At 36.7% G+C, this 15,892-nt stretch carries 17 protein-coding genes and 1 riboswitch; of the genes, 13 read left to right on the top strand and 4 right to left on the bottom strand.

Features of this window, described 5'->3' with window-relative positions; genetic code table 11:
* Positions 1 to 66 precede the first annotated feature (66 nt).
* The 8 genes from resA to V7127_RS14115 all read left to right on the top strand — a co-directional run bounded on the left by resA (position 67) and on the right by V7127_RS14115 (position 9,358).
* Positions 67 to 591, top strand: coding sequence for a thiol-disulfide oxidoreductase ResA (resA, locus tag V7127_RS14150; RefSeq protein WP_335346725.1), 525 nt, complete (start codon positions 67 to 69; stop codon positions 589 to 591).
* Positions 592 to 611: 20 nt separating this feature from the next.
* Positions 612 to 2,237 (top strand): cytochrome c biogenesis protein ResB, encoded by a 1,626-nt coding sequence (resB, locus tag V7127_RS14145; protein WP_335486981.1) that lies wholly within the window; start codon positions 612 to 614, stop codon positions 2,235 to 2,237.
* 16 nt (positions 2,238 to 2,253) lie between these two features.
* Complete coding sequence (gene ccsB / locus V7127_RS14140) at positions 2,254 to 3,435, top strand: c-type cytochrome biogenesis protein CcsB (RefSeq protein ID WP_335486978.1); 1,182 nt, start codon at positions 2,254 to 2,256, stop codon at positions 3,433 to 3,435.
* Positions 3,436 to 3,556: 121 nt separating this feature from the next.
* Positions 3,557 to 4,273, top strand: coding sequence for a response regulator transcription factor (locus V7127_RS14135; protein ID WP_335353847.1), 717 nt, complete (start codon positions 3,557 to 3,559; stop codon positions 4,271 to 4,273).
* Positions 4,270 to 6,051, top strand: coding sequence for an ATP-binding protein (locus tag V7127_RS14130; protein ID WP_335353848.1), 1,782 nt, complete (start codon positions 4,270 to 4,272; stop codon positions 6,049 to 6,051). The genes V7127_RS14135 and V7127_RS14130 overlap by 4 nt, the downstream gene beginning before the upstream one ends.
* A 212-nt stretch (positions 6,052 to 6,263) precedes the next feature.
* On the top strand, positions 6,264 to 6,815 hold the full coding sequence (gene sigX, locus V7127_RS14125; RefSeq protein ID WP_335346720.1) for an RNA polymerase sigma factor SigX: 552 nt from the start codon (positions 6,264 to 6,266) through the stop codon (positions 6,813 to 6,815).
* Complete coding sequence (locus V7127_RS14120) at positions 6,793 to 8,037, top strand: hypothetical protein (RefSeq protein WP_335353849.1); 1,245 nt, start codon at positions 6,793 to 6,795, stop codon at positions 8,035 to 8,037. Before sigX ends, V7127_RS14120 begins: the two co-directional genes overlap by 23 nt.
* 358 nt (positions 8,038 to 8,395) lie before the next feature.
* Positions 8,396 to 8,611: riboswitch (FMN riboswitch) on the top strand.
* A gap of 162 nt (positions 8,612 to 8,773) precedes the next feature.
* The gene (locus V7127_RS14115) at positions 8,774 to 9,358 is read left to right on the top strand and encodes an ECF transporter S component (protein WP_335346718.1); all 585 of its coding nucleotides are present in this window, start codon (positions 8,774 to 8,776) and stop codon (positions 9,356 to 9,358) included.
* A gap of 330 nt (positions 9,359 to 9,688) precedes the next feature.
* Here V7127_RS14115 and V7127_RS14110 read toward each other — a convergent pair whose 3' ends face one another.
* Positions 9,689 to 9,937, bottom strand: coding sequence for a ferredoxin (locus V7127_RS14110; protein WP_335347385.1), 249 nt, complete (start codon positions 9,935 to 9,937; stop codon positions 9,689 to 9,691).
* Between the two features lie 269 nt (positions 9,938 to 10,206).
* Between V7127_RS14110 and V7127_RS14105 the strand changes: the two genes are divergently transcribed.
* The 5 genes from V7127_RS14105 (at position 10,207) to V7127_RS14085 (ending at position 14,597) form a co-directional block, all read left to right on the top strand.
* On the top strand, positions 10,207 to 11,256 hold the full coding sequence (locus tag V7127_RS14105; protein ID WP_335353850.1) for a helix-turn-helix domain-containing protein: 1,050 nt from the start codon (positions 10,207 to 10,209) through the stop codon (positions 11,254 to 11,256).
* A complete protein-coding gene (locus V7127_RS14100; protein WP_335353851.1) occupies positions 11,246 to 12,751 on the top strand; it encodes a RecQ family ATP-dependent DNA helicase in 1,506 nt (501 codons plus the stop codon). Before V7127_RS14105 ends, V7127_RS14100 begins: the two co-directional genes overlap by 11 nt.
* Positions 12,748 to 13,362: a CPBP family intramembrane glutamic endopeptidase gene (locus tag V7127_RS14095; RefSeq protein ID WP_335353852.1), complete on the top strand. Its 615-nt coding sequence runs from the start codon at positions 12,748 to 12,750 to the stop codon at positions 13,360 to 13,362. The genes V7127_RS14100 and V7127_RS14095 overlap by 4 nt, the downstream gene beginning before the upstream one ends.
* Positions 13,359 to 14,036 (top strand): LysM peptidoglycan-binding domain-containing protein, encoded by a 678-nt coding sequence (locus V7127_RS14090; protein ID WP_335346384.1) that lies wholly within the window; start codon positions 13,359 to 13,361, stop codon positions 14,034 to 14,036. The genes V7127_RS14095 and V7127_RS14090 overlap by 4 nt, the downstream gene beginning before the upstream one ends.
* Positions 14,037 to 14,138: 102 nt before the next feature.
* Positions 14,139 to 14,597 (top strand): YpbF family protein, encoded by a 459-nt coding sequence (locus V7127_RS14085; protein ID WP_335346385.1) that lies wholly within the window; start codon positions 14,139 to 14,141, stop codon positions 14,595 to 14,597.
* 48 nt (positions 14,598 to 14,645) lie between these two features.
* Here V7127_RS14085 and V7127_RS14080 read toward each other — a convergent pair whose 3' ends face one another.
* From V7127_RS14080 to V7127_RS14070, 3 genes are all read right to left on the bottom strand, one after another.
* Positions 14,646 to 15,215: a manganese catalase family protein gene (locus V7127_RS14080; RefSeq protein ID WP_335346386.1), complete on the bottom strand. Its 570-nt coding sequence runs from the start codon at positions 15,213 to 15,215 to the stop codon at positions 14,646 to 14,648.
* A gap of 74 nt (positions 15,216 to 15,289) precedes the next feature.
* Positions 15,290 to 15,550, bottom strand: coding sequence for a spore coat protein CotJB (locus V7127_RS14075; protein ID WP_335346387.1), 261 nt, complete (start codon positions 15,548 to 15,550; stop codon positions 15,290 to 15,292).
* Positions 15,547 to 15,777, bottom strand: coding sequence for a spore coat associated protein CotJA (locus V7127_RS14070; protein ID WP_335346388.1), 231 nt, complete (start codon positions 15,775 to 15,777; stop codon positions 15,547 to 15,549). The genes V7127_RS14075 and V7127_RS14070 overlap by 4 nt, the downstream gene beginning before the upstream one ends.
* Positions 15,778 to 15,892 lie beyond the last annotated feature (115 nt).

The following is a 15,892-nucleotide window of genomic DNA, read 5'->3' as shown; positions in this document are numbered from 1 at the left end:
AAAAAATGGAATGCACGATGCTTTATAAGTGTTTCATGAATAGTGCTTTAAAAAGGAGAAATTTAAATGAAAAAAAAGCGTTTAGTAATAAGGACAATCATATTACTTATATTAGGCGCCGCCGTTGCTTACACTTTATATGCAAATTTTACGAAGGATGATGTGAAGAAAGTAGCAATTGGTAAAAAAGCACCTGATTTTGTTCTTATGGATATGAACGGTGAAAAACATCGTTTGTCTGATTATGAAGGTCAAGGGGTCTTTTTAAATTTCTGGGGTACTTGGTGTAAGCCATGTGAACGTGAGATGCCATATATGGAAAATCAATATAAGGAATTTAAAGACAATGGCGTAACGATTCTAGCTGTCAATGTAGGTGAATCGGATCTGGCTGTTCAAAAATTTGCAGATAAACATAACTTAACTTTTCCTATATTAAAAGATACGGATGGACAAGTGCAAACCGCATACAAAATAAGTCCTCTTCCTGCAACTTATATGATAGATAAGGATGGAAAAGTCGTTAAATATCATACAGGCGAGCTAACAGAAGACATGATTAGAGATATGATGGAGCAGGTTAAACCATAAGATATAGGGAGTTTTTAAAAATGAAAGACGTAAAATGTGAATGCGGACACGTAAACCCACATGGAACAATTCTTTGTGAAGCTTGCGGCAGAATTTTAGAAGAGCATGAGAAAGAAAAAAAGCTTGTAGATATGCGCTATGAGGGAAGTGCGCGCCGGTCGCAAACGTACAACAAAACGATGGTAGATAAAATATGGAATTTCTTTTCATCCGTTAAGGTGGGTGTGTGGCTAATTGTTATTACATTAGTAGCATCTGCACTAGGGACTATTTTTCCCCAGGAAATGTACATACCTCCTGTAATGCCGGCTGCCGAGTATTATCAAGAACAATATGGATGGCTTGGAAAATTATATTATGATCTAGGATTTCATAATCTTTATAGCTCTTGGTGGTATTTATTGCTTATCGCTTCAATCGGAATATCACTCATCATTTGTAGTTTAGACCGGGTAGTTCCGCTTTATCGTGCTTTAAAGATCCAGCGCGTAACGAGACATGAAGGATTCTTAAAGCGTCAGCGTCTGTTTGGACGATCTGAAGTGAAAAACTTTGAAGAATCCTATGAATCAGTTAAAGAGAAATTAAGAGCCAAACGGTACAATATTCGTGAAGAAGATGGCAATTTACTTGCTGAAAAAGGCCGTTTTTCAAGATGGGGCCCTTATGTTAACCATATTGGCTTAATTATTTTCCTAATTGGCGGGATGCTTCGCTTTGTCCCAGGTATGTATGTTGACAAGGTCCTCTGGCTCCGGGAAGGGGAAACGAAAGTAATTCCGGAAACGCACGGAGAATATTACTTGAAAAATGATCGTTTCATCCTCGAAGTTTATGACAAAGATAAAGATAAAGAGGTTTTTAGTGATGCGCTTGAAAGGACAGGAATGGTCGCTAAAAATTTCCAGTCAAATGTAACCCTATACAAAAAGAAAGGGGATGCCATTGCTGGGGAAAAGCCTGAGCTTGAAAAGGTAAAGGATTACGAGATTCGTGTAAACGAACCATTAAAGTTTGAAAGCTTTGCCTTGTATCAGGTTGAATATAAACTTGATGAATTAAACAAAATGACTTTTGCACTTGCTAATAAACAAACGAAAGAAGAGTACGGAAATCTTACCGTAGATTTATTTGATCCAAAGGATAAATATGATTTAGGAAATGGATATTCTGTTGAAGTCATGAGTTATTTCCCAGACTTTGAATTTGATAAAAGCGGGGAACCCATAACAAAGTCAAGAATTCCTAACAATCCTGCCTTCGTGTTTAACATGATTACCCCAGACAAGCCAGAAGGAGAAGTCAGTTTTGTTGCCATCCGCCAGACGATTGAGCCATTTGGAGACAATCAATATAAATTAGCATTTAAGGGCGTCGAAACAAAAAATGTTACAGCCTTAACTGTGCGAAAAGATTTAACATTATGGATCATTGCTTTAGGTGGTTTGATTTTCATGATCGGGGTTGCACAAGGCTCTTACTGGACCCATCGTCGGATTTGGATTCGCCGTGTAAATGACGAGGTTTGGGTTGCAGGTCATACAAATAAAAACTGGCATGGACTTAAAAGAGAAATCGGTGCAGTATTAGAAGATACTGGAATAAAAGAACCAGAAGATCAAACAGAAAACGAAAAAACAGTATGAGGAGGGAACCATTTAGGTGGCAAATTTAAGTGGTAATTTATTATATATAGCCTTTATTCTTTATATTATCGCAACTGTGCTATTTGCTGGCTCAATAAAGGATAAGAGGAATCAGAAGAAAGGGCCGAACAGATGGGCACAGCTTGGACTGCTGGTAAGTATAATCGGCTTTATTGCTCATTTAGGCTATTTTATTACTCGTTGGATTGCAGCTGGACACGCACCAGTAAGTAATATGTTTGAATTTATTACATTCTTTGGACTGGCTTTAGTTGGTGCATTTATCATTATTTATTATATTTACAAAACCCCTTTATTGGGATTATTTACGATGCCTGTTGCTTTGCTGCTTATTGCTTATGCAAGCATGTTCCCGAGAGATATTTCCCCACTGATTCCTGCCTTGCAAAGTGATTGGCTTTATATTCACGTTACAACGACAGCAGTGGGTCAGGCGGTATTGTCGATCAGTTTTGTAGCAGGAATTCTATATTTAGTGAAATCTGTCGATCAATCTAAATCTAGTAAACGTACTTTTTGGCTAGAAGCAGTCATGTTTGGATTAATCTGTACGCTTGGTTATATTATTATTTCAATCAGCTTCTCTTCAATGGATTACAAAGCTGAATTTAATTGGATCAATAAAGAAGAACAGAATGCTACATTTGAGTATACGATGCCTGCTTTAATAGGTCCTCATGAAGGAGAATTAGTTACTGCTGGAAAGTTTGAGCCAATTATAGAAGTTCCGGCTATTATTAATGCCAAAAAATTGAATACGGTAATTTGGTCATTCGGAGCGGGTATCATTCTATATTTATTATTTAGGCTCGTGCTTCGGAAACGTATTGCAGCCGCATTACAGCCGATCGTAAAGAAAATCAATCTTGATTTAGTCGATGAAATTGGGTATCGCTCTGTATTAATTGGATTTCCAATATTCTCGCTAGGCGGTTTAGTTTTTGCGATGATCTGGGCGCAAATAGCGTGGACCCGCTTTTGGGGGTGGGATCCGAAGGAAGTATGGGCACTTATTACATTCCTTTTCTATGCAGCCTTTCTTCATCTCCGGTTATCTAAAGGCTGGCACGGTGAAAAATCTGCATGGCTTGCCGTAATCGGTTTTGTCATTATTATGTTTAATTTGGTGGCAGTTAATCTAGTAATTGCTGGTTTGCATTCATACGCAGGATCTTAAATCTGGTCATCATGTTTATAACAGATAGTTCTTTAGTTTAAGCTAAAAAGCCTTCACTTTGTGGAGGCTTATTTCAAAAAGTTCTATTCATTAGCGGAAATACAAAGGGGGAAATGCGATTATGGAAAAAGACGTAAGAATTTTAGTCGTTGATGATGAGGAGAGAATTCGACGTTTATTAAAAATGTACTTGGAAAGAGAAAACTTTATTATTGATGAAGCGGGAGATGGAAACGAGGCATTAACAAAAGCTCTTGAAAATGATTATGATATCATCCTGCTTGATTTGATGATGCCTGGTAAAGATGGGATTGAAGTTTGTAAGGAATTAAGGGAAAAGAAAGCTACGCCTATTATCATGCTGACTGCAAAAGGTGAGGAAGTAAATAGAGTACAAGGCTTTGAAGCAGGTACTGATGATTATATTGTTAAGCCATTCAGCCCAAGAGAAGTAGTCTTACGAGTTAAAGCGCTATTGCGCCGAGCTTCTAAAACAACCTATATACAAACAGAAGCAGCAGCGAAAGATATTATTGTCTTTTCTCACTTAACGATTGATCATGATGCACACAGAGTGCTTGCAGATGGGAAAGAGGTAAGTCTGACACCTAAAGAATATGAATTACTTTATTTCCTTGCAAAATCACCTGATAAAGTCTTTGATCGTGAACAATTACTTAAGGAAGTGTGGCATTACGAGTTTTTTGGGGACTTGCGAACTGTTGACACGCATGTTAAGCGTTTACGCGAAAAGCTAAATAAAGTTTCTGAGCAAGCTGCAAAAATGATTGTAACTGTTTGGGGTGTAGGCTATAAGTTCGAGGTTATTAATGAATGATGCTCTGGCGAAGTGTTGTAGGTAAACTTTGGTTTACAATTCTATTCCTAGTTTCTTTAGTACTCTTTATTTTAACTATTATGCTATTAGAATTTTTCGAAAACTATCATATCAATGAAATGGAAAGAGGGCTTACGAATACTGCCCAAAAAATTTCCCGTATATTAGATGAACATGATCGAGATGTCGGCCTCGAGATTTCGTGGGAATTAGTGGATGACGTCACTGAGGTAGTTATAGTGACAAATCCAAACGAATATTATTACTCACCAAATGAAAATCAAGGCTTTAAGCTTCCTATCACATATCTTACAAAGGATGCCGAGCTAGAAAAGGTTATTACTGATCATAAAACTGTCAAGAAAATGTCTGCCTTTGATGGGGATAAGGAGAAAAACAATGATGATTCCCGAATATTAATAGTCGGCGTTCCACTAAAGGAATCTACTAGTAAAAATGGGGCCGTTTATATTTATCAATCGCTCGAGGTTATGGAGGAAACAACGCGCACAACGACGAAATTTATTTTCCTTGCCGCTGGTGTTGCCATCATTTTAACGACCATTTTTGCGTTTTTCTTATCAACACGAATTACTGCTCCTCTTCGGAAAATGCGTGAAGCAGCATTTGAGGTTGCCAGGGGGAAGTTTGATACTAAGGTACCTTTCCCGTCACAGGACGAAATTGGCGAATTGGCTATTGCTTTTAATCAAATGGGGAAGCAGCTCAAATTTAATATGGATGCCCTTAAACAGGAAAAAGAACAGCTTGCAAGTATTCTAAGTGGAATGGCTGACGGAGTTATTACATTTGATCGAGATGGAACTATTTTAATTACAAATCCTCCTGCCGATCGTTTTTTGCATAACTGGTATTACGAACAGGATGAGGAGAATAAAGATACTCAAGCAGTACCATCTAAAGTAATGGAGCTTTTCCAGCTCGCAGTAAGTACAGAGAAAGAGCAGGTTGGTGAAATATCTATTCAGGGCCGTTTCTGGGTAATGATTGTTAGTCCATTATATAATGAAAAATATATTCGTGGTGCTGTTGCTGTTATTAGGGATATGACTGAAGAAAGGCAGCTTGATAAGCTAAGACAGGATTTCATTGCAAATGTTTCACATGAACTTCGAACACCGATTGCCATGATGCAGGGATATAGTGAAGCGATAGTAGATGATATTGCCAGTACAGATGAAGAAAAGAAAGAGATGGCAAGTGTTATTTATGATGAGTCATTAAGAATGGGCCGCTTAGTGAATGAGCTCTTAGATCTTGCAAGAATGGAAGCTGGACATATCCAACTAACAATGGAGGAAATCGAGGTTAAACCATTTCTGCAGAAGGTTGTTCGTAAGTTCCAAGGATTAGCTAAGGAACAGGAAATACACCTTGATTTACAGCTCAGTGAACAGTCTGGCTCATTAAGGTTTGATCCAGACGGAATAGAGCAAGTATTAACCAACTTAATTGATAATGGAATTCGGCATACCCCAAATATGGGCAAGGTAATCGTTTCTGAGCGGAATGATGAACGTGGCCTTTATATTGAAGTGGAAGATTCCGGATCAGGCATTCCTGAAGAGGATTTGCCTTTCGTCTTTGAACGTTTCTATAAAGCAGATAAAGCAAGAACGAGAGGACGATCTGGAACGGGTCTTGGACTTGCCATTGCGAAAAATATTATTCATGCACATAAAGGTCAAATATCTGTTCAAAGTAAAATTGGTCAAGGTACGACATTTTCTCTATTTATCCCTCGAAATATAGATTAATATAGAAAAATATGCCGATTGTTCTTGATACACGGGAAACATTTAGAGCGATTTAATTAAATATGTTTTATTTTCTATGTTGGAAGGATTTACATAAAAATCCTTCCTTTTTTTATCAAATTAAAAGATAATAGGGCGAGAGGATATGTTTTTAGGTTTGTAACCTTTTCTAGAATTATTACGACTATTAAATTAAACGGGGAGGGAAACGAATGGACTCCGTTTTTGATGAATTATATAGAAAATATCATCATGACGTTTTTCAATTTCTTTTTTATATGGTGAAAAACAGGGAACTTGCCGAGGACCTTGTCCAAGAGGTTTATATTAGAGTTCTAAAATCATATGAAAAATTTGAAGGAAAAAGCAGTGAAAAAACTTGGTTATTTTCCATTGCAAGAAATGTGGCAATTGATTCTTTCCGCAAACAAAAGGGATGGAAGCAGCGGCTTCTAGAGAAATTCGATTGGTCCACACAACAAGTAAAAGATGAATACCCCATTCCAGAAGAAATTATTGTCCAAAATGAAGAAATTCAATATATTTACAAATGCCTTGACCATTGTACAGTAGATCAAAGAATGATCATTGTTATGAGGTATATTCATGAACTTTCCATTACTGAGTCCGCTGAAGCACTCGGATGGACAGAAAGTAAAGTAAAAACAACTCAGCATCGGGCGTTGAAGGTATTAAAGACTTATATGGACGAAATTAAAAGAAAGGAGGGAACCGTAGAAAATGAAAAAATCAGAATGGACTGAGGAACAGCTTGAAGAATTATTAGGCAATATGCCAAAAATTAAGGATGATCGGGATCCTAGAGAAATCTATCATCTTGTCGCAATCAAATTGCAAAAGCGAAAACAAAAAATGTGGATTATGCCTAGTATTGCAACAGCAGGAGCTTTCCTTCTATTTTTCATCCTAGTTCCCAACCTTTTCAATTGGCAAGGCTTTGAAGAGAAATCAATGGAATCAGCGGATAAATCTTCATCTGCATCCGAAATAATGATGGAAAAAAAGAGTCTGGGTGACAATCAAGATCAGCTTGCAGATTCAAAGGAAAATGAAGCCCCTATTGAAATGGCAAAACAGGAAGAAGAGAAACAAATGGGGATCACTTCGATAGAAGTGGAGGACGAGACAACTGCTGTATATGAGGAGGATATGATTGATAAGGAAGTGCTAACATATGGTGTTCCAAATCAGGATGTTTCATTTATTGTTCCTATTAGCCTCATTGTTCCTAAAGATGACCAAAAGTCAAAATTTGATTTATATGTAGAAAATATGTCGAATTTGGCTGAAGAAAAATGGGGATTAACGGAATATTACCCTTTACAAGCCGGTTTGATTTTTGATGAAGAAAATAAAATTTTGACACTAAATGTTCCAGCTGACCATTCATATGGCATGTCTTCGAATACAGAATGGCAATTAAACCAAGTTATGAATCATATAATGGCTTCATTTGATATTAAGAAAGTTAATTTGACGACTGAAGGAAATCCGGGCATTGAATTTGGCCATCTCGGTAAAATAGATGAATTTGTATCGAAAGAGCAATCAAGCGATGACGCTTATTATTTTTATTTTCCAAGCAATGTTGAAACAAAGCCATTTATTGTCCCTTTTAAATTTACTGAAAAACAGGGCACAATCCAAGAAGCCTTTTCGATAATGAGAAATAATCAGGCGGGGGAAAAATTGATAGCATCCATTCCTGAAACGATCCAATTCGAAACGGAAGAAAATCCAAAAGAAGGAAAGCTCATTATCAAATTTGAAAAGGGATCACAATTAAATAATGATGAGGCAACTCTTCATACTATTGAAGCAATTTTATTAACAGCGAAAGAGTTTAATTATGAATTTGTTAAGCTTGAAAATGCAAATATCGACAGAATTGGAATATTTGATCTAAATCAAGACATTAAGGTTCCTGTTGTACCTAACAAGCGAATAATTTCCAATCAGAACTAGAGACGAGCCATTTGGCCCGTCTTTCTTTTTGCGATCATAAAGGGTTGGCTTATTATATTCAATATGTTTAGCCTGTTTTTCATAGATAGATTAATCAATTTTGCTTTGTTTTGTTCTAACCTAACTTCTGCTTACATACTGTGGATATTGGACAAAAACTTATTAGGATTAACAGGAGGATAAAATGCGGGATTATTTAAGAAGATTTATGATTGCTGGAATCATGGGGATATTTATTAGTTTGTTATTTTTAGGGGGAAGCTTGTACAAGCTTTAAGGAGGAAAAAAGATCAGAAATTTAATTCCTTCCCAATTCGTTAGTTTTCAAGTATAATAAAAACTGTAACAAATAAATACGGTCTATCTTCGGGGCAGGGTGAAATTCCCGACCGGCGGTGATGAGATTTTTCTCTAAGCCCGCGAGCCTTTATGGCTGAAGCAAATTATCGGAAATAGCTGAAAAAAGTTGTCATTTGGCAACTATCATTCTATTTCTTGGTGAACGCTTTAAGCTTTGGCAGGATTTGGTGCGATTCCAAAGCCGACAGTACAGTCTGGATGGGAGAAGATGGAGGTTCTGCAGACGTTCAAAAATTGCAGGAATGATGAACGTTTATTTAGTGAGCCTTTTAAATCTCCCTCAAGTATATTACTTGAGGGTTTTATTTATGATGGCTACATGATCTGCTGAACCTTTCTTCTTTAGGAGAGATAGTCCTAACAAGGAGAGAGGAACATGAAAAGATTTTCAGTAAAAGCTTTAGTTTCGATTGGGATGTTGAGCAGTATATCATATGTATTAATGCTGCTAAACTTCCCGCTACCGCCATTTCCACAATTTCTAATGATTGACTTTAGCGATATTCCTGCATTAATTGCCGCGTTAATCTTTGGTCCGCTGGCTGGCATCTTAGTTGAATTATTTAAAAATATTTTGGATTACTTTATGACAGGGAGCGCAACTGGTGTTCCAGTTGGTCATATTTCTAACTTTATTGCGGGCATCCTGTTTGTATTGCCAACATACTATGTTTACAACAAATTAAAAACGAGAAAGGGCATGACATTTGGATTAATTATTGGTACGGCTATAATGGCTGTAATGATGAGTATTTTAAATTACTTCATCATCCTGCCTGCCTATACATTTTTCTTAAATATGCCAGCTATGTCTGCTCCAGAAATGCGTACAATGATCGTAACAGGCATTTTACCGTTTAATATTATAAAAGGATTAATTATAACCATTGTATTTATGCTAATTTTTGCACGTATGAGTGCATGGATTAGCAAACAAGGTTCCTATAATAGCGCAGCTTAATAGAAAAGCGGAAGCGCCTTCGGAACAATCAAATTACGGATTGTTCCTGCGATGATTATTCTAAGGAGCTTTCCTTAGTGTCCAGGGGCGACAAGCATAAGACGAGCTGGCAGAAAGGTTGTATTTTAACCTTTTTGTCGGATTGGCTTATGACCTCGAGCCCCTAGGCGCTGAAGCTAGACAGTTTTCAAAAGCAACGGGCAACCGTTGCTTTTTCTATTGGTCTCTTGAATCGTTCCAAATACTATAAAATATGCAGTTTATAATTGAAATGAAAAAGCTCCCTTCATAAAGAAAGGGAGCGGTAATCAAAGCGAACCTTTATTGATTCTATTCGAATTTAAGTGCGTCGCCATCAAATGAATCGTCTGCAACTTTAATTGAATCAGTTGGACAGCCTTCGAAAGCGTCCATCATATCATCAATTAATACATCTGGAATTTCAACAATTCCTTGGTTATCATCTAGAGTAACGAATGCAATGCCTTCGTCATCGTAATCATAAATATCTGGTGCTGCTGCTCCGCATGCTCCACATGCGATGCAAGTTTCCTTGTCAACAATCGTATACTTTGCCATGAAAAATTACCTCCCAAGATTATAACAAAATTATATGAACATTTTCCTTTGTGAAGATGGAAAGACATCCCTCATCCCCTATTGTAAAACTGAATGGCAAACATTTCAATAGTAAAAGTATTGAGAATGCTTATCATAATAAGGTTCTAACAATAATCAGAATTATAGAGGCTCATATTTTCTATTCATGATAAGATATAGAAGATGATTAATTGTTAGTATGTCCCAAAAAGTAATATAAATGGTGTGATCTTATGAAGGATTCATATTTGAATTTGATAGTTTTATATTGTTTACACAAAATTGATGGTCAGCGATCCATATATTCAATCTTACATCTTCTGAAAGGGAAAAAATCTGCCCAAACGATTCAAGATGCTCATTTTTTCCAATTAACGAACCTCTTCAATTCTTTTCCTTTTCTTGAGCGAAAAGATTTAGATCATATTGTAAGTCAAATTAAGAACAGAGGGTTCATTATCCAAATTTCCGAGCAATGCTATCGTCTATCAATAGAAGGTACACGGTTTCTGGAAGAAACATTGACGAAGCAGCCGATTCCGAGCTCCTTAAACGGTTTGAAGTTCCATCAAGTTACCGAGCTTTTTTGGGAAAGATTATCCCTCACGATACAGGTCATATCCTACTTAAAAAGCAGAGAAACAAAATATCTTCCTATCCAGCGAAAAAAAGAGGTTCACTTTTGGGTAAAGAATTTTCTGCAGCAAACGTCCTTAAACAGAGACGCATTATGCCAGAAACTATACATCGAGTTAGTCAATTGCCTTGAAAAGAATAAGGAAATAGATCCTTCTGTACTCATCATGAGACTGACTGGTTACGAAATTATTGGACTAACTCCTTTACAAGCTGCTGAACGTTTGAAAATGGAACTTGACGTATATTATGTCCAATTTAGAAGCTTGATTCATTTTATGCTGGAAACTATCCAATTAAAACCAGAAAATTACCCGCTTTTAAGCAGATTTATTTCGGAAGAATCGCTGTTAGTTTCATTGACACAGACTGCTAGAAGGACGTACTCATTATTAAAGAATGGCATGGGATTAAATGCTATTGTTCAGACTCGAAGGCTTAAGAGAAGCACGATAGAGGATCATATCGTTGAAATAGCCCTGAATAATAAGAGTTTTGAAATTACTCCTTTTGTGAGTAAGGAAAAACAGCATTTGATTTTAGAAGCCGTTAAGACAAATTCCACTAAACAATTAAAGCAAATTCGTGAATTAGTTCCAAATGCAGATTATTTCGAAATACGCTTAACATTAGCTAGAGTAGGTGAAGAAAATGAAGCTTGAAAAATTATTACAGCATCATTTTAACTATACTGCATTTAGAACAGGTCAAAAGGAAGTTATTTCTTCTATACTGGAAGGGAATCATACAATCGCTATGCTTCCTACCGGAACAGGAAAATCACTATGTTATCAATTATCTGGTTATGCATTAAATGGACAAGTGATTATCATCTCACCACTCTTATCATTAATGCAGGATCAAGCCGAACAATTAATGATGAATGGGGAGAAAAGGGTCATTGCATTTAATTCCTTTTTATCCGCAGAAGAAAAAAATCGTGCATTATCACAGTTAAATAAATATAAATTTATTTTCCTATCCCCAGAAATGCTGCGTCTTGATCATGTCATAAAGAGGCTATGTAATCTTAATATTGCTTTATTTGTCATTGATGAAGCCCATTGCATTTCGCAATGGGGGTATGATTTCAGACCTGATTATTTAAAGCTTGGCGAAGTTAGAGAAAAACTAGGAAACCCGCTGACATTAGCTTTAACTGCAACGGCAACACGAGAGGTTAAAGATGATATAATTGCGTCACTATCATGGGAAAGTTGGAAGGAATTTATTTATTCTGTTGACCGTCCTAATATTTCACTTACTGTTGAAACGATAAATTCCTTTCAAGAAAAAAAGGACAGGCTTGTTGAACTCGTCCATTCTCTAAGTGGTTCAGGGATTGTCTACTTTTCAAGCAAGAAAATGTCTGAACAAATGGCCGTATACTTAAAGGAAAGCGGAGTTTCTAATGTTGCCGCATACCATGGTGGAATGGAACAGGAGGCAAGAATATTAATTCAACAGCAATTTATTCAAGGACAATTAGATGTAATCTGTGCGACAAGTGCATTTGGAATGGGAATTAATAAAGATAATATCCGTTTTATTATACATTTTCATATGCCACTTCAGCTTGAATCCTATTTGCAGGAAATTGGGAGAGCGGGAAGGGACGGAAGGAAAAGCCTTGCCGTTTTGCTGTTTTCGCCTGGGGATGAACAGCTGCCTTACCAGCTTTCTGAAGGAGAGCTGCCGACAGTAGAGCAGATTAACTGGCTGTTTAATTGGCTAGGAGACAATCAGCATGCATTAAAGCAATTGCCAGCATATGAGGAAGAAATCAGAAGAATTTCTGGGTTAACAGACACTCAATGGCGAATTACTCGTGATTTGCTTGAGGAAGTTAGGGAAGATCAACTAGATCAATTTAGTACTCAAATAAAATCATTTATTAAAGAGCGTATTCAGGTCAAAAGGAAAAAGATTTATGAAATGTTTGTTTGGACGCAATTAACGGAATGTCGCAGAAAAAATATCTTGAAGTATTTTCAAGAAGATAACACAATAGAGATAGAGGATTGCTGCGACCTATGCGGTGTTAATTATTCAAAATTTTATACTTCTATTGAAAAAGAAGAGAAAACCAAGATCGAATCCTCTTTTAATTGGAAAGACCATTTGGGAGAAATACTTTTAAGCAGGCGAATTACATGAAAGAAAAATATACAGGAATCATTAAAGAGCTATCAGATCGAGAACTGCTTTTTCATCTATATTTAACGCAATTTATCCTATTAGCCATTTCATTTATTTTAAGTTTGATATTATTTAATCGTTTTTCTGATGTACTTAATCTTTTTAAGATTGGCGATATGAATATATTATTTATCGGCGGAACAGCTGGATTAGCAGTCGTTCTCTTGGATGTAATTCTTATGAAGCTCCTTCCGCCATCCCTATACGATGATGGGGGCTTAAATGAAAGAGTTTTTCGCAATCGTAGTGTTTTTCATATTGCTTTAATCGCTGCAATCGTTGCTTTTTGCGAGGAATTATTATTCAGAGGTATCATTCAGACTCATGTTGGACTTGTTTTTTCCAGTCTGATTTTTGCGGTTGTCCATTACCGCTATTTATTTAATTGGTTTTTGTTCTTAAATGTTGTTGTACTAAGCTTTTTTATCGGCTATATTTTCTTGATAACAAACAATTTATTCGTGACTATTTTTACACATTTTATTATTGATTTTTTACTCGGACTAATTATAAAATACCGTCATAATACAGGTTCCAAAAGCGGGAACACAGGAAGGGATGTTTCATGAACAAAGAGGGCCCATACAGGGATCAGGCTGAACGCCTTCGGAAAAAGGTTAATAGAAATTGGGATAGTGAGGAACCTATCCAAAAAAAGGAAACTTTACCGCCGAGAAGCAGGCTTCACCGGGAAAAGAGAAAGAAAAATAAATGGAAGGTCAAATACCCTGTTATTCGCCTTCTGGCATTACTGTTTATCTTACTGCCGATTACTATTTATAGTATGTATAACTATTTGCAAAAGAATGATAATGGAGGAGCTGAAAAAGCAAGCACCCAAAACGGATTTGAAACAATAGGATTTGAAGAGCAAGAACAAAAAGAAGAAAAAGGAACGATCATTGAAGAAAGAGAAGAAGATCCGGGAAACACCGATGGTAAAGTCGAAAATGAGGAAAAGGAACCCTCTATTCCTGCCTCTGAAACTCCAATAATAAGTGATTCTGAAGATAAAGGTTCTGCTAAGCCTGCTGAAACCGATGAAAACCAACAAGCGAAGGATAATCAGCAAGCGGAGCAAAAGGAAATTATTTATCATACTGTCAAACCTAATGAAAACATGTTTCGGATCGCATTGAAATACTATAATTCTCAGGACGGCATGGATATTATTAAAAAAGCAAACAACTTAAAAAATAATGAGATTCAAGCTGGTCAAGTATTGAAAATACCTAAACAATAGATTCCCAATCTCCCTATCATATAATGCTGTACAAGCTCATACATTAAGTAGAAAAGAGTGTTGTCAGGGTTTAAGGTTAGCCTTGGTGAACGGAGGGGGATTATGGAATCATCAATAAAACTGCTTGATGATCGAACAGATCAAGCTACTAGGCAGATGCTTCAAAAAGTGGTTGAAAGGAAAAAGAAATTTGACACTTTTAAGCTAAGGCATTTAATTACGATGTGGGCAACAATGTTTTCTTCCTTCATTTATCTTTTTTATATTTATAAAACGGTAATGAAGCCTTTCTCCTATTCATTTTCGGCCATGTTTTCGGTTTTCGTTAACCAATCGGCTAATCTTTATTTCCTTATATTTACATTTGGGTTATATGGCTTAATGAATTTATTGAAGGAGAAAAGAGAGAAGGCTGAGAAGGAGTACCATGCACTCAGATGCGAAATAATTGATAAAAGCAAAGATCTTTGGAAAAAGGAAGACGAGTGGAAAAACAGACATGTCGTTTTTGAAATGATGAAGGCGAATTATGATATTAATTTGTATCATGAAAATAAATAGATTGAAAAAAGAAGCTGCTTTATACATGGCCGCTTCTTTTCTCATATATTAAAATATTCTCTTCTTCCCTTGTTCATCTTTCAGAATTTCAACTGCTTCTCGGAATCTTTGCGAATGAATAATTTCCCTCTCTCTTAAGAACCGGAGACCGTCATTTAGATCTACATCATCACTCATGTTGATAATCCATTGATAAGTTGCTCTCGCTTTTTCTTCTGCGGCAATATCCTCATATAAGTCTGCTATTGGATCTCCTTTAGCTTGAATATAAGTTGCTGTAAAAGGAACCCCACCAGCATTTTCGTAATAGAGAGCATTGTCGTGGTTTGCGTAGTGAGCACCTAGGCCTGCCTCTTTCATTTGCTCTGGTGTTGCATCCTTTGTAAGCTTATATACCATCGTTGCAATCATTTCTAGATGGGCAAACTCCTCTGTACCAATATCTGTAAGGAGACCAATCACTTTATCTGGGATAGTATAACGCTGATTTAAGTACCTTAAAGCAGCTGCAAGCTCACCATCTGCTCCGCCGTATTGTTCAATTAAGAATTTAGCCAGCTTCGGGTTACATGTGCTTACTCGAACTGGATATTGCAGCTTTTTTTCATAAACCCACATAATTTTCCCGCCCTTTCATAAAAATTTTGCAATTAAGACAAATCGGTAGCTTCAGCCCCTGGGCTAAGGCGTTCTTAAACTTGCCATGGCCATGGCGAGTCATCCCAGTTCCATGGTTTGCCTGAATAACTGTGACCGAATTGCATGAGCGGACCAAATTGGCTTTCAAACAGCTTTCTAATCTTTTTTCTTTCGCTAACATAATGATTAAATTGGTTAATCGCATCTTCGTCCCCATTATGAGTATCTAGGTATAAAGTGAGTTCAACTAAGACAAAGTCAACTACCTGAAGCTGTTCTAATAATTGATAATATTCTGCAGGCATCTGTTTCATGTAGAGGCTTCCTCCTTAGCCTTCTCATACGGGCTATAATAGGGATCATAAAAAGCTTTCCAAAGAGTTCCATGTCGTAAAGCTTCCATTGGCGTAAATTGCGGTAAGTTTGGCGGCTGGAAACCCATATAAAGATGTGGGGGTGTCGAAAACGTTTTTACACGAATCGGTTCACAGGGATCAAAAGGACTGACATACGGATGGTAGGTCTTTACAGGTGTAAACATGCAATCCCTCCTTCAATTTGTATCATTCAATCTTATGACTAAATGTCTGCAATCATGTTTGATTATGAAGGTATATTAATGGCTGTTATCGAATATTTAATACATTATCGTAAAT

It is taken from the genome of Bacillus sp. JJ1773, from assembly GCF_036962035.1.
Taxonomy (GTDB): domain Bacteria; phylum Bacillota; class Bacilli; order Bacillales; family Cytobacillaceae; genus Cytobacillus.
This window is presented reverse-complemented; position numbering and strand designations above follow the sequence as displayed.

Coding starts and splice junctions, on each gene's coding strand:
- resA (WP_335346725.1), top strand. CDS start 67: ATGAAAAAAAAGCGTTTAGTAATAAGGACAATCATATTACTTATATTA.
- resB (WP_335486981.1), top strand. CDS start 612: ATGAAAGACGTAAAATGTGAATGCGGACACGTAAACCCACATGGAACA.
- V7127_RS14135 (WP_335353847.1), top strand. CDS start 3,557: ATGGAAAAAGACGTAAGAATTTTAGTCGTTGATGATGAGGAGAGAATT.
- V7127_RS14130 (WP_335353848.1), top strand. CDS start 4,270: ATGATGCTCTGGCGAAGTGTTGTAGGTAAACTTTGGTTTACAATTCTA.
- sigX (WP_335346720.1), top strand. CDS start 6,264: ATGGACTCCGTTTTTGATGAATTATATAGAAAATATCATCATGACGTT.
- V7127_RS14120 (WP_335353849.1), top strand. CDS start 6,793: ATGAAAAAATCAGAATGGACTGAGGAACAGCTTGAAGAATTATTAGGC.
- V7127_RS14115 (WP_335346718.1), top strand. CDS start 8,774: ATGAAAAGATTTTCAGTAAAAGCTTTAGTTTCGATTGGGATGTTGAGC.
- V7127_RS14110 (WP_335347385.1), bottom strand. CDS start 9,937: ATGGCAAAGTATACGATTGTTGACAAGGAAACTTGCATCGCATGTGGA.
- V7127_RS14100 (WP_335353851.1), top strand. CDS start 11,246: ATGAAGCTTGAAAAATTATTACAGCATCATTTTAACTATACTGCATTT.
- V7127_RS14095 (WP_335353852.1), top strand. CDS start 12,748: ATGAAAGAAAAATATACAGGAATCATTAAAGAGCTATCAGATCGAGAA.
- V7127_RS14090 (WP_335346384.1), top strand. CDS start 13,359: ATGAACAAAGAGGGCCCATACAGGGATCAGGCTGAACGCCTTCGGAAA.
- V7127_RS14085 (WP_335346385.1), top strand. CDS start 14,139: ATGGAATCATCAATAAAACTGCTTGATGATCGAACAGATCAAGCTACT.
- V7127_RS14080 (WP_335346386.1), bottom strand. CDS start 15,215: ATGTGGGTTTATGAAAAAAAGCTGCAATATCCAGTTCGAGTAAGCACA.
- V7127_RS14075 (WP_335346387.1), bottom strand. CDS start 15,550: ATGAAACAGATGCCTGCAGAATATTATCAATTATTAGAACAGCTTCAG.
- V7127_RS14070 (WP_335346388.1), bottom strand. CDS start 15,777: ATGTTTACACCTGTAAAGACCTACCATCCGTATGTCAGTCCTTTTGAT.